Below are 12898 nucleotides of genomic sequence, written 5' to 3' on the forward strand. Positions count from 1 at the left end.
AGCGTTCGTCCTGAGCCAGGATCAAACTCTCCATTATAGAAGTAGTTGATTGCTCAATACTGCTGGCGCATCGCCGTTCCGAAGAACGCACGATTCGCTTTGATCTGTTTGCACTGATCAGTAGATTGTTTGTTGACGTTTTGCTGTTCAGTTTTCAAGGTTCATGTTGTCGTCTGTGTTGCTTGGCGACTTTTATTATATTAAAGCATCTTCATTTCACTGTCAACAGATTTTGAAAAGTTTTTTTGAAATTACTTTTTTCCTTCTGTAATTCTTTTCACGCTCTAAGAACCAGCCCTCTGAAATCAGGATTCGTGCTTCCTCCGCTCCCTCAAGAATTCCCCAATAAAAAATGCCTGCATCATCAGCAGGCATTTTAAAATCTATGATTTTTTTACAGCCGGTTTGGCATTTTCTTTACGGGCTGCTCGACGCTCTTCAAGCTTTTGCCGATCTTCATCGGACTTGGCATTGTATTTCGGCAGCACCAACAATTGATAAGCATTCACCGCCAGGAATGGAAACAGCAGCAATGTCACCCAGCTGTCGACGTTTCCTGCTTGGACCATAAGCGCAGGCAGCCATTCAAGCGTAGTGACTGCAATCATAAAGAACAGCGCGGAAATGAAAGTGGATTTCGTCGTCCACTTCGCTTTGAAATAAGCTGTCACCACCGCTGTGACGATTAAAATAGTCAGAAGACCTGCATAAAGCCAGCCTTGCGCCGCCGTATCAGCATTCGGCATGAATCGGAAAACGATCAGATCAAAAATCACTACCGCTATGATCAATAGCTGAACCCAATTCCATAGGGTCAAGGTACGGAACATATTAATTCCGAACTGGTGGATAGTCAAATACGCGAAAAATCCCATCTGCGCAATTAAACTCATCGTCATGCCCACAACTACCATCCATATAAAACCGGCGATGAACTCTCCCCAGTTGCCATTTGCGAATGGTTCAGCGAAAACATCATTCCATCTTATGAATAAACCGAGGATCCCGGTTATAGCTCCACCTATCAACATTGCATTTATAAAGAACTTTACCCAATTTCGTATTGTCACATTAATGCCTCCGTTATTTGAACTTCTTTTAAGATTGTACCAATCAGGTGGGCAAAAATCCATAAACGAAACCGGTGAGATGTGAACAAACCTTGAAGTCACGGCATCTGTTCGCCGATTCGGCACAATTTTAAAAACAGATATTCTTAAAAAAATTTCCACCTGCAGCAACTATGAAAAATTTTGATCAAATAAAAACCCGGAACCCATTCGAAGGTTCCGGATCCATTATTATTATTGCTGGCCTTTTGCCGCAAATTGCTTAAGAATGGTTTCTGCGATATCCCCATAGATTTTCCCTGTAGGATGATCTTCAAGGTAAACCGAAGGCGCAAAATCTGCTTCGTTCCAGTCAGGCTGGCCGAGAGGAATCTGTCCAAGCAACGGTACCTGCAATTCTTCCGCAAGTTTCGGTCCGCCGCCTTGTCCAAATAGATACTCTTTCTTGCCTGTTTCCTTGCTTTCAAACCAGGACATGTTTTCGATGACACCCAATACTTCGTGGTCCGTCTGCAAAGCCATCGCTCCGGCGCGCGCTGCTACGAAAGCAGCTGTCGGGTGAGGAGTTGTAACGACAATCTCTTTTGAAGCCGGCAGCATCTGGTGGATATCAAGTGCGACATCTCCCGTTCCTGGCGGCAAGTCCAATAGAAGATAGTCCAGATCGCCCCACTCCACATCGCGGAAGAATTGATCAAGCACTTTGCCAAGCATTGGCCCACGCCATACGACCGGCATATTTTCTTCAACGAAGAAGCCCATCGAAATGACTTTGACACCGAAACGTTCGACCGGAATGATCGTATCTCCGCGCACAACAGGTGTTTTCTCGATGCCCATCATATCTGGAACACTGAACCCATAAATATCCGCATCGATTAAACCGACTTTTTTGCCGAGACGCGCTAGTGCAATCGCCAGGTTGACGGAAACTGTCGATTTCCCGACGCCGCCTTTCCCGCTGGCAATCGAGATGAATTCGACTTTATTTAATGGAGACAATAAATCCTGTGCTTCGGATTCATTTGCCGTTCCACGGAATTTCGCCATTGCTTCAGGCGCCAGCTCTTCAAAACGGATTCCGACTGAATCGGCTCCCGCTCCTTTTAGGATTTCAACGACTTTCATCTGCAATTGCATCTGTTCAGGTGTATTCACTTTGGCGATCGCCAATTTCACACTAACATGTTTCTTTTCTTCTTTGATTCTTACAGAAGTAATGCCATCTGTCTCTGCCAGCGATCTATGTAAAAACGGATCTTGTACTTCTCCGAGTAATTCGCGAACTTGTACTTCAGTCAACATATATATACACTCCTTATCACTTTTGCTCACCGTAAAGTATAACATAGCGTTAATTATTTTGAATTAATTCTGTCTTCTTATAGTAGAAAACCCGAAAAGTCCCTGATGCAAAAAATAAAACCCCTGTTCTCCAAAGAGAAAGGGGTTTTAGTGATATTAACGTTTTGAGAACTGTGGTGCACGACGAGCTGAACGCAAACCTGGTTTCTTACGCTCTTTCATACGTGGGTCACGAGTTAGCAATCCAGCAGATTTAAGTGCTGGACGGAAAGCAGGGTCTACAGTAAGTAGAGCGCGTGCGATTCCGTGGCGTACTGCTCCAGCTTGACCTGTGAAGCCTCCGCCTCTTACGTTTACAAGAACATCATAGCTTCCAAGAGTTTCAGTAGCTACTAGTGGTTGTTTGATGATTTGCTCAAGAGTTTCGTATGGAACGTAATCCGATACGTCGCGGTTGTTGATTGTGATTGTGCCGTCTCCTGGTACTAAACGGACGCGGGCTGTTGAGTTTTTACGGCGACCTGTACCTAAATATTGAACTTGTGCCAAAGGTGTATCCTCCTCTTATTTACTGATTATTAGCCGCGAAGTTGGTAAACTTCCGGTTGTTGTGCTTGATGGTTGTGTTCTGGTCCTGCGTATACGTGAAGTTTCTTGAAGATCTGGCGTCCAAGAGAGTTCTTAGGAAGCATCCCTTTAATAGCCAATTCAAGCATTTTCGTTGGGTATTTCGTGCGCATTTCAAGAGCTGTACGCTGTTTCAAACCACCGCTGAATTGTGTGTGGCGATAGTAGATTTTGTCCGTAAGCTTTTTGCCTGTAAGGTGAATCTTGTCAGCGTTGATGATGATAACGTGATCACCAGTGTCAACGTTTGGTGTGAATGTTGGTTTGTATTTACCGCGTAGGATTGAAGCGACTTCAGAAGCTAAACGTCCAAGAGTTTGCCCTTCTGCATCGACAACCAACCATTTACGCTCTACTTCGTGACCTTTAGCCATGAATGTTGTACGCATGTATATTGTCCTCCTAATAAATCGTATCGTTTTAATGTTAAAAATACAGTGTTCCGCTGTTCCGTTTTTTCGTTATCCCAAACACTAATAACCTTCCGGGGCATATCGTGGGGGTAATGAAAATACCATACATCATCATATAACGCCAGCGCCAGAAAGTCAAGCGTTTTTCTAAAAACACCTGGAATGGTTGCTTCAGCTTTCATACTCCACATTTTCGAGGTATAGGCCATGCGCCGCAGCCGTCTTTCCTGCCGCCGCCCGGTCAGCAGAACGGATGATTCCAGCCATCTCTTCCGGTTTCCGTTTGCCGATACCCACTTCGAATAATGTGCCGGCAATGATGCGCACCATATTATAGAGGAAGCCGGATCCTTCGATCACCATATGCAATTCTTCGCCGTGCTCCTCGAAATCCAAGCGCCGGATAGTCCTCACTTTATCGACTACCCCTGTGTTCGCGGCGCAAAAACTGGAAAAGTCATGAGTACCTAAAATTGCTTTAGCCGCCTTGCGCATGGCGTCGACATCTGGCCGCTGTTTCAGGTGCACCATATAATTCCGGGTAAAAGGGCTGATGATTGTGCTGCGGTCCCATTTATAGCGGTATGTTTTACCGATTGTATGGTAACGCGCATGAAATTCAGGTCCCGCTTCTTCAATAGAGGAAACGCGGATATCTTCCGGCAGCAGCACATTCAGCGCTTTTAACCATCCTTCGACCGGTATATTGAAATCCGTATCAAAATGGATCACTTGGCCAGTGGCATGCACTTTCGCATCTGTCCGTCCGCTTGCCACGACTTGCACATCTCGGCCTTTATGGATATTCTTCAGCACTTTCATTAATTCCATTTGGATCGTACGGGCTTCCGGCTGAATCTGATAGCCTGCGAAGCCTGAGCCATCGTAAGCGATGACCGCTTTCATTCGTTTCATAATTTCTCTCCTTACGCCCGGAAATACCATAACGCCGCTGTCAGGCCTGCGAGCAGCACTAAGCTGAGCGTATCCGCCAGCTGCCAGTTTAACTGGCGGTAGCGCGTCCTGCCCTCTCCGCCGCGGTACCCGCGAACTTCCATGGCCGTCGCCAGGTCTTCAGCGCGTTTAAAGGCACTGACAAACAACGGAATAAGCAAAGGCACGACCGCTTTGACCCGCTCTTTCATCGGACCAGACCCGATATCGGAACCCCGCGCCATTTGCGCTTTTAGAATCTTGCCGGTTTCATCCATCAATGTCGGAATGAAGCGCAGCGAAATGGACATCATCAACGCCAGTTCATGCACCGGCAATTTAATCTTCTTGAAAGGGCCAAGCAGCACTTCGATGCCGTCTGTTATTGAAATTGGCGAAGTCGTCAGCGTCAGCACGCTGGTTATGAACACCAGCACCAAAAATCGGATGGATATGAATATCCCTTGCCTCAAGCCTTCCTCGTAAACTTCTATAAAGCCGAAGCTGAATAAGAGATCTCCTTCTCTGGTGAAAAAGAGATGCAGGAAAAAAGTGAAGATCAATAGGATAAAGACCGGTTTCAATCCGTTTATCAAAAAATACAGGCGAATCTTCGAAAGAAAGACAACCAGCAGCGTGAAGCCGAGTAATATGGCATAGCCCCACGCATTATTGGCGACAAAGACAATGGCGATAAACAGGAAGACAAACAGGATCTTTGCCCGTGGATCCATGCGATGGACCACCGAATCACCAGGAATGAACCTGCCGAAAATCATTTTCTCCATCATAGGGATCCACCCCCATCCGCCATCGCCAACGCAATATTTTTCGCCAATACTTCTTCAGTCAATGAAACCTCGCCCAGCTTCAAGCCGGTGCGTTCTTCAAAGTCTCGCTGCAGCCGGACACTGCGCGGCGGCTGCAGGCTGTAATCCTGCAATTGCTCTTCATTTGAAAAGATCGCTTTCGGTTCACCCGTGACTACACAGCGCCCTTTATGCATAATCGCAATACGGTCTGCGTATCTTGCTGCATCTTCCATGCTGTGCGTCACCAACACCGTCGTCAGGTTTTTTGTAATATGAAGTTCATGGAACAGATCCATGATTTCACGGCGTCCCCTTGGATCAAGGCCAGCCGTCGGTTCATCCAGCACCAGAACTTCCGGTTCCATTGCCAATACACCCGCAATAGCGACACGGCGCATCTGGCCGCCGGACAGGTCGAATGGGGATTTGTCCAATACGCCCTCAGGCAAGCCGAGTTGCACGACAAGTTCGCGAGCCCGTCGCTCTGCTTCCTTTTCAGGCACACCGAAATTCAGCGGACCAAACATGATATCTTTCAAAACGGTTTCATCAAACAGCTGCTGTTCAGGAAATTGGAACACAATGCCCACCTGCCGCCTGACATTCCGCAGATCTTTGGCTTTTACACCCGCTTCAATTTTCCGGTCCCCAATCATTACAACGCCTTCTGTCGGTTTTAACAGCGCATTCAGATGCTGCAGGACTGTCGACTTGCCGGAACCTGTATGGCCGATGATCGCGGTATAGGAACCTGACGGAATATGAAGGTCAACATCCGTTAATGCCCTCTTTTCAAATGGCGTATCTTTAGCGTAACTATAGCCTACGCCTTTGAGTAATATTTCCATAGTTCATCCACCAACTTATCTTCTGTCATATGTTCTTCCTGAAGCCCTACTCCAGCCTCCTGCAATAAATGCGTCATCCGCATCGCAAAAGGCAGATCCAGTCCCATATCCGTCAACTTGCTGCCTTGGCTAAAAACAGCTGCAGGTGTGCCTTCCATATTCTTCTGGCCAAGGTTCATCACAATGATGCGTTCTGCCAGAGCCGCTTCTTCCAGATCATGCGTAATTGAAATTACCGTCAATCCGGTCGACTCCCGCAAGCGTCGTATCGTTTCAATGACTTCCATCCGCCCTTGCGGATCAAGCATCGATGTCGCTTCGTCCAAAATCAGCAGTTTCGGACGCATCGCAAGTGCCCCCGCTATCGCTACCCGCTGTTTTTGGCCACCCGACAAATGGTGGGGTTCATGGTCTTTATAGTCTTCCATTTTCACTTGGCTCAATGCTTCATGGACCCGTTCCACCATCACTGCATGAGGCACCCCGTTATTTTCCAGAGCAAATGCCACATCATCCTGGACGGTCGCCCCGACGAATTGATTGTCTGGGTTCTGGAACACCATTCCCAGGTCAGACCTGATATCCCATAAGGTTTCTTCAGACATCTCTTGCCCGAATACTTTCACTTTCCCTTTATTAGGGAAAAGCAGGCCGTTCATCAGCTTCGCAATCGTTGATTTCCCCGAACCGTTATGGCCCACCAGTGCGATCCATTCCCCTTGCTGTATCGAAAAGGATACATCTGCCACTGCCGGACGTACCGGTCCGTCTTCTGCATTATATGTGAATGTCACGTTTTCAAATGACAAAATTTCCGAATTCATCTAGTCTGACCTCCTCTGGCTCATCTCATCTCTACTCTACTTGTTCAGATAAGCATATGTAAAATAAATAAAAAAAAGCGCGCACCTCATTCAGAGAAATGCGCTTTTCTGTCTCTATGGCTCCCCGGTTGCTTAAGCCGGGGTTGAATGAGGTGCGTAGAGCTAGACAAGACGCCGCCCAAGGGCTCGCTCATCGTAACGCTCAGCTTTTCATATGTGTCGTATAAATCCTTATGCTAAAAGAAGAGGGTGTGAACCCTCTTCGGAAGAATCGACAATGCCGAAGCAATGTCGACTCGGAAGATAGATATTAAACTAACTCGATGATAACGATTGGTGCGCCATCTCCGCGACGAGGCCCCATTTTCATGATGCGCGTGTAGCCGCCTTGACGGTCAGCGTAACGTGGTGCAACATCATCAAACAATTTTTGCAAAGCAAAGATTGTGTTTTCGTTGCCTTCTTCGTCAGAAGTTGTTACTAGTTCACGGCGGATGTATGCTGCAGCTTTACGGCGAGCATGGATATCCCCACGTTTACCAAGAGTGATCATTTTTTCTACAGTCGAGCGCACTTCTTTCGCACGAGCTTCAGTCGTTTGAATGCGTTCGTGTACGATTAAGTCTGTAGTAAGGTCACGTAATAGTGCTTTACGTTGAGAACTTGTACGTTGAAGCTTTCTCATTGAAGTTTCCCTCCTTTGTTAAATAGTTCGGATCCGATTTTGGACTCAGTCTTCTTTTCGAAGGCCCAATCCCAAATCTTCCAACTTCACTTTGACTTCTTCAAGTGATTTGCGTCCAAGGTTGCGTACTTTCATCATGTCGTCTTCCGACTTGCTTGCCAGTTCGTGTACCGTGTTGATACCCGCACGTTTCAAGCAGTTGTAAGAACGGACTGAAAGATCAAGCTCTTCGATAGTCATCTCTAAGACTTTCTCTTTTTGGTCTTCTTCTTTTTCAACCATGATTTCAGCAGTTTGTGCCTCATCCGTCAATCCTACGAAGATGTTCAAATGCTCAGTAAAGATTTTTGCTCCAAGCGCAATTGCCTCTTTCGGACCGATGCTGCCATCTGTCCAGACATCAAGAGAAAGTTTATCGAAATGCGCCAACTGGCCCACACGAGTATTTTCAACTTGGAAATTGACGCGAGAAACTGGAGTATAAATAGAGTCAATCGGGATAACGCCAATCGGAAGATCTTCACGTTTGTTCTGATCAGCACGAGCGTATCCACGGCCTCTGTTCGCATACATGCGCATACGTAAGTGACCGCCTTTAGCGATTGTTGCGATATATAGATCCGGATTCAGAATTTCTACATCACTGTCGTGAGTAATATCTGCAGCCGTAACCGTTCCATCACCTTTTACATCAATTTCAATGACTTTTTCTTCGTCAGAGTAAATTTTCAGAGCCAGTTTCTTAATATTCAAGATGATTGATGCCACATCTTCTTCTACACCTTCGACAGTGGAGAATTCATGCAATACACCATCAATCTGAATCGAAGTAACAGCAGCGCCTGGTAAAGATGAAAGTAAGATTCGACGTAAGGAGTTTCCTAAAGTGGTTCCATATCCACGCTCAAGGGGTTCAATAACAAATTTGCCGAACTTGGCATTGCTATCGATCTCAACCGTTTCAATCTTTGGTTTTTCTATTTCGAGCATTCATTTTACCCTCCTTCAAAACGTCGGTGTTTTTCGTTAAACCAAGAATTCGATAGTCACAGACTTTCGCAACGATTCAGAACACATTCAGTAAGTCGTGATGTTCAAAAATCCTATTCAGATTAACGATTATACGCGACGGCGTTTTGGCGGACGGCAACCGTTATGAGGAACTGGAGTTACATCTTTGATAGCTGTAACTTCTAGTCCGGCAGCTTGAAGTGCACGGATAGCAGCCTCACGACCTGAACCAGGACCTTTAACTGTAACTTCTAAAGTTTTAAGACCGTGTTCAATCGATGTTTTTGCAGCGGTTTCTGCAGCCATTTGAGCAGCGAAAGGTGTAGATTTACGTGAACCTCTAAATCCTAGTGCACCTGCGCTAGACCAAGATACTGCATTCCCTTGCATATCTGTAATCGTAACAATTGTGTTGTTGAATGTTGAGCGGATGTGAGCAATACCTGATTCGATATTCTTTTTCACACGACGCTTACGAGTTTGTTGTTTACGTGCCATGTTAAGAAGAAACCTCCTTTACTGATTATTTTTTCTTGTTCGCAACAGTTTTACGAGGACCTTTACGCGTACGCGCATTGTTCTTCGTATTTTGACCGCGTACAGGTAGTCCACGGCGGTGGCGGATACCTCGGAAGCTAGCAATTTCCATCAAGCGTTTGATGTTCATTGATACTTCACGACGAAGGTCACCTTCAATTTTGTATTGATCCAATTGTTCACGGATATTGTTCAACTCATCTTCTGTAAGATCACGAACTCGTGTATCTTCAGAGATACCAGCAGCAGAAAGAACTTTCTGAGCAGTTGTTTTACCAACACCGAAAATGTAAGTTAATGAAATAACTACGCGTTTGTCGCGCGGAATGTCAACACCAGCAATACGTGCCATGTGTTCGATGCACCTCCTTCAATATTAGCCTTGTCTTTGTTTGTGTTTCGGATTTTCACAGATTACCATGACTTTTCCGTTTCTGCGAATAACTTTACATTTTTCGCAGATCGGTTTCACAGATGGTCTCACTTTCATCTAACCCAACCTCCTTAGTAGTCCGGAGTGCAAAAGATTATTTAAAACGGTATGTGATACGACCGCGTGTTAAATCGTAAGGAGATAGTTCAACTGTAACTTTGTCTCCTGGTAGAATGCGGATAAAGTGCATGCGGATCTTGCCGGATACATGCGCAAGAATCGTATGGCCATTTTCCAATTCTACTTTAAACATCGCGTTAGGCAAAGTCTCAACGACTGTTCCTTCGATTTCAATTACATCGTCTTTCGCCATCGACCCAGTCTCCCTTCTGTATACAAGTCAGCCCTCATCTTCAAACAGTAATTGCTGATTGAATAATTGATTTCTATTCATTCACCAGGATTGCATGAGTGACATGTAAAAGACATCTTCCGAGTTCCGCTTCCCGCAATGAGCAGGTTGGGAAAGTCCGGTCAAGCCCTTCAGCCTCACGTATCCTCGAGCGCCCGGACTGCTTAGGATGAGTTCCAAACCCGTTACACAGATGCTTCCACGAAACCCATTATACTATTTCCAGTGCTGAATTGCACGGTTCAGACCAGGTCTGCGCACATCTCGCACCGGCTTTCATATAATAAGCATCAAGCTTTTGCAGCTCTCGAAAATTCATATCTCCGGTGCTCCTTAAAGCCGCATGGAGGCAACTAACTGCGCCCGGCGCCGGGGATTATCCTCGGTCGCCCTTTAGAAGAGCATCAATGTCAGCAAATACTTTTTGAATGTCCTGCTGTCCATTTATATTTTTCAGCACGCCTTTGTCTCCGTAGAAATCAAGAAGCGGCTGTGTTTGTTGCATGTTTACTTCTAAACGTTTTGTGACGGTTTCAGGCTTGTCGTCTTCGCGCTGATAGAGCTCTCCGCCATCCTTATCGCACACACCTGCAACTTGAGGTGGATTGAATACAGTATGGTAAGCAGTTCCACAGACTTTGCAAATCCAGCGGCCTGTTAAACGTGCAATCAATTCGTCTTTTTCAACTTGGATATTTACGACATGCTCGATTCTTTTGCCAAGATCGGCAAGAAGAGATTCTAGAGCTTCAGCTTGAGGAACTGTACGCGGAAAGCCATCTAATAGAAAGCCTTCTGCACAATCCGCTTCGCTAAGACGCTCACGGACGATACCGATAGTCACTTCATCAGGTACCAAAGCACCTTGATCCATGAACGATTTTGCTTTCAAGCCTAGTTCCGTACCACCTTTGATAGCGGCGCGAAACATATCACCTGTAGAAATATGAGGGATGTCGTACTTCTCAACAATTTTGTCTGCTTGAGTGCCTTTGCCGGCTCCAGGCAGACCCATTAATACGATATTCATACGGAGTGCCCCCTCAGACAAGCGGATAAGGAACGTTCTCACGTTCCCACCACAATCATCTTATTTCATAAAGCCTTTATAATGACGTTTTACAAGCTGCGATTCCAATTGTTTCATTGTCTCAAGTGCTACCCCTACTACGATCAATAGGCTGGTACCACCGATTTGCGCTGATTGGGGCAAGCCCGCAACGTTAATGAAGAAAATCGGCAGAACAGAAATGACTGCAAGGAAGATAGCGCCGACAAATGTCAGTCGGTAAAGCACGCTTGTTAAATAATCCTGTGTATTTTTACCCGGCCGGATTCCCGGGATGTATGCACCTTGCTTTTTCAAGTTATCCGATACGTTCTCAGGATTAACCTGAATGAATGCGTAGAAATACGTGAATGCAATAATCAGAGCGACATAAATGATCATGCCGACAGGCTGAGTATAGTCAAACGTATTTTGTACAGCATCCGTAAACGCATTGGCTCCAAAGAAAGAAGCAATGGTTTGAGGCGTGATGATAAACGCTACTGCAAAGATTACCGGGATAACTCCGGCCGCGTTCACTTTCAAAGGTAAATGCGTTTGCTGCCCACTTGTCGTCTGGCCGCGGCCAGCAACGCGTTTAGCATACTGAATCGGAATTTTGCGCAGCGCCTGCTGAACATAAATCACCAAAACCGTAATGGCAACAACTGCTAATGCAAGCAACGCCATGATAGCGATATTGATCGGAAGCTGATCGCCAGCTCCTTGGATCTGCTGTGCATATAATTGGTTAATTGCACCTGGTACTGCAGCGACAATCCCTGCGAAGATGATAATCGAAATACCGTTCCCCACACCTTTTGCCGTAATCTGCTCACCAAGCCACAGTAGAAACGCCGTACCACCAGTCAAAACAATCGCAATAACAATATAAGTTGAAATTGTATCGTTTTGAATCAAAGTTCCTCCATACATTTGGTTAAAGCCATAAGACATACCAATTGCCTGGATGAAAGCAAGTACGATTGTGAAGTAGCGAGTGAATTGAGCAAGTTTCCGTCTTCCGACTTCCCCTTGTTTCGCCCACTCAGCAAATTTCGGTACAACATCCATCTGCAATAATTGCACGATGATCGATGCTGTAATGTATGGCATGATCCCCATTGCTAAAATCGAAAAGTTAGCAAGGGCGCCTCCACCGAAAGTATTTAAGAATCCGATCAGACCCATCTGATCAGTAGCCTGCAAAACTGAAGCGTCGACATTCGGCACCGGAACAAAAGTACCGATACGGAAGATGACGAGCATCAATAATGTAAAGATGATTTTATTTCGAATATCAGTCACGCGCATAAAATTTGAGATTGTCTGAAACATTAAAGCACCTCTGCTTGTCCACCGGCAGCTTCTATCGCTTCTTTAGCTGATCCAGAGAATTTGTGAGCTTTAACATTCAGTTTCTTTTCTAAACTACCGTTACCAAGGATCTTGATTCCAGATCTTTCGTTGCTGACAACACCAGATTCAATTAGCAATGCAGGTGTAATTTCTGTGCCTTCATCGAAACGGTTCAATACATCCAAGTTCACGACTGCATAATCTTTACGGTTGATGTTAGTGAATCCACGTTTTGGCAAACGACGGAATAATGGGTTTTGGCCACCTTCGAATCCAGGACGGACACCGCCGCCTGAACGAGCGTTTTGACCTTTATGACCTTTACCTGCTGTTTTACCAGTACCCGAACCGATACCGCGTCCGATGCGCTTTCTTGAGCTGCGTGAACCTTCTGCTGGTTTTAATTCATGAAGTTTCATTTAGTTGGCACCTCCTTCTATAGAAATCAGGGATTAAACTTCTTTAATAGTAACTAAGTGAGCGACTTTATCAAGCATACCGCGGATAGCGGCATTGTCTTGGTGCTCGACTGTTTGATGCATTTTGCGTAAACCAAGTGACTGGACAGTTTTGCGTTGTGCCGGTTTAGAACCGATCACAGACTTTGTGAGGGTAATTTCTAGTTTAGTAGCCATGTAATT

Annotated in this window: 18 protein-coding genes; all 18 read right to left on the reverse strand. The window is 45.7% G+C overall.

Features of this window, described 5'->3' with window-relative positions:
* Positions 1 to 383: 383 nt before the first annotated feature.
* The 18 genes from D2910_RS14910 to rpmD all read right to left on the reverse strand — a co-directional run bounded on the left by D2910_RS14910 (position 384) and on the right by rpmD (position 12892).
* A complete protein-coding gene (locus D2910_RS14910) occupies positions 384 to 1070 on the reverse strand; it encodes a KinB-signaling pathway activation protein (protein ID WP_117314077.1) in 687 nt (228 codons plus the stop codon).
* A gap of 234 nt (positions 1071 to 1304) precedes the next feature.
* Positions 1305 to 2375, reverse strand: a complete 1071-nt coding sequence (locus D2910_RS14915; protein ID WP_117314078.1) for an Mrp/NBP35 family ATP-binding protein — start codon at positions 2373 to 2375, stop codon at positions 1305 to 1307.
* 156 nt (positions 2376 to 2531) lie between these two features.
* On the reverse strand, positions 2532 to 2924 hold the full coding sequence (rpsI, locus tag D2910_RS14920; RefSeq protein ID WP_033542771.1) for a 30S ribosomal protein S9: 393 nt from the start codon (positions 2922 to 2924) through the stop codon (positions 2532 to 2534).
* Positions 2925 to 2953: 29 nt separating this feature from the next.
* The gene (rplM, locus tag D2910_RS14925) at positions 2954 to 3391 is read right to left on the reverse strand and encodes a 50S ribosomal protein L13 (RefSeq protein ID WP_084242165.1); all 438 of its coding nucleotides are present in this window, start codon (positions 3389 to 3391) and stop codon (positions 2954 to 2956) included.
* A 195-nt stretch (positions 3392 to 3586) separates the two neighbouring features.
* Positions 3587 to 4330, reverse strand: coding sequence for a tRNA pseudouridine(38-40) synthase TruA (truA, locus tag D2910_RS14930; protein ID WP_117314079.1), 744 nt, complete (start codon positions 4328 to 4330; stop codon positions 3587 to 3589).
* Between the two features lie 11 nt (positions 4331 to 4341).
* Positions 4342 to 5139: an energy-coupling factor transporter transmembrane component T family protein gene (locus tag D2910_RS14935; RefSeq protein ID WP_084242167.1), complete on the reverse strand. Its 798-nt coding sequence runs from the start codon at positions 5137 to 5139 to the stop codon at positions 4342 to 4344.
* The gene (locus D2910_RS14940; RefSeq protein WP_117314080.1) at positions 5136 to 6008 is read right to left on the reverse strand and encodes an energy-coupling factor ABC transporter ATP-binding protein; all 873 of its coding nucleotides are present in this window, start codon (positions 6006 to 6008) and stop codon (positions 5136 to 5138) included. Before D2910_RS14940 ends, D2910_RS14935 begins: the two co-directional genes overlap by 4 nt.
* A complete protein-coding gene (locus D2910_RS14945; RefSeq protein ID WP_084242169.1) occupies positions 5984 to 6832 on the reverse strand; it encodes an energy-coupling factor ABC transporter ATP-binding protein in 849 nt (282 codons plus the stop codon). The genes D2910_RS14940 and D2910_RS14945 overlap by 25 nt, the downstream gene beginning before the upstream one ends.
* Before the next feature lie 310 nt (positions 6833 to 7142).
* A complete protein-coding gene (rplQ, locus tag D2910_RS14950) occupies positions 7143 to 7517 on the reverse strand; it encodes a 50S ribosomal protein L17 (protein WP_084242170.1) in 375 nt (124 codons plus the stop codon).
* Between the two features lie 45 nt (positions 7518 to 7562).
* Positions 7563 to 8507 carry a DNA-directed RNA polymerase subunit alpha gene (locus D2910_RS14955; protein WP_084242171.1) on the reverse strand — a complete coding sequence of 315 codons (945 nt, stop codon included), beginning with the start codon at positions 8505 to 8507 and terminating at the stop codon, positions 7563 to 7565.
* A 129-nt stretch (positions 8508 to 8636) separates the two neighbouring features.
* Entirely contained in the window at positions 8637 to 9026 is a 390-nt protein-coding gene (gene rpsK / locus D2910_RS14960) for a 30S ribosomal protein S11 (protein WP_006828953.1), read from the reverse strand.
* A gap of 25 nt (positions 9027 to 9051) precedes the next feature.
* The gene (gene rpsM, locus D2910_RS14965; RefSeq protein WP_033542779.1) at positions 9052 to 9417 is read right to left on the reverse strand and encodes a 30S ribosomal protein S13; all 366 of its coding nucleotides are present in this window, start codon (positions 9415 to 9417) and stop codon (positions 9052 to 9054) included.
* Between the two features lie 24 nt (positions 9418 to 9441).
* Positions 9442 to 9555 (reverse strand): 50S ribosomal protein L36, encoded by a 114-nt coding sequence (gene rpmJ / locus D2910_RS14970; protein WP_006828951.1) that lies wholly within the window; start codon positions 9553 to 9555, stop codon positions 9442 to 9444.
* A gap of 37 nt (positions 9556 to 9592) precedes the next feature.
* Entirely contained in the window at positions 9593 to 9811 is a 219-nt protein-coding gene (gene infA, locus D2910_RS14975) for a translation initiation factor IF-1 (protein WP_006828950.1), read from the reverse strand.
* 415 nt (positions 9812 to 10226) lie between these two features.
* Entirely contained in the window at positions 10227 to 10880 is a 654-nt protein-coding gene (locus D2910_RS14980) for an adenylate kinase (RefSeq protein ID WP_084242172.1), read from the reverse strand.
* 60 nt (positions 10881 to 10940) lie between these two features.
* The gene (gene secY / locus D2910_RS14985; RefSeq protein WP_084242173.1) at positions 10941 to 12236 is read right to left on the reverse strand and encodes a preprotein translocase subunit SecY; all 1296 of its coding nucleotides are present in this window, start codon (positions 12234 to 12236) and stop codon (positions 10941 to 10943) included.
* Positions 12236 to 12676: a 50S ribosomal protein L15 gene (rplO, locus tag D2910_RS14990; protein ID WP_084242174.1), complete on the reverse strand. Its 441-nt coding sequence runs from the start codon at positions 12674 to 12676 to the stop codon at positions 12236 to 12238. The genes secY and rplO overlap by 1 nt, the downstream gene beginning before the upstream one ends.
* Positions 12677 to 12709: 33 nt before the next feature.
* Entirely contained in the window at positions 12710 to 12892 is a 183-nt protein-coding gene (gene rpmD, locus D2910_RS14995) for a 50S ribosomal protein L30 (protein ID WP_084242175.1), read from the reverse strand.
* Positions 12893 to 12898 lie beyond the last annotated feature (6 nt).

The sequence above is a fragment of the Planomicrobium okeanokoites genome, assembly GCF_003428875.1.
GTDB classification, from domain to species: Bacteria; Bacillota; Bacilli; order Bacillales_A; family Planococcaceae; genus Planococcus; species Planococcus okeanokoites.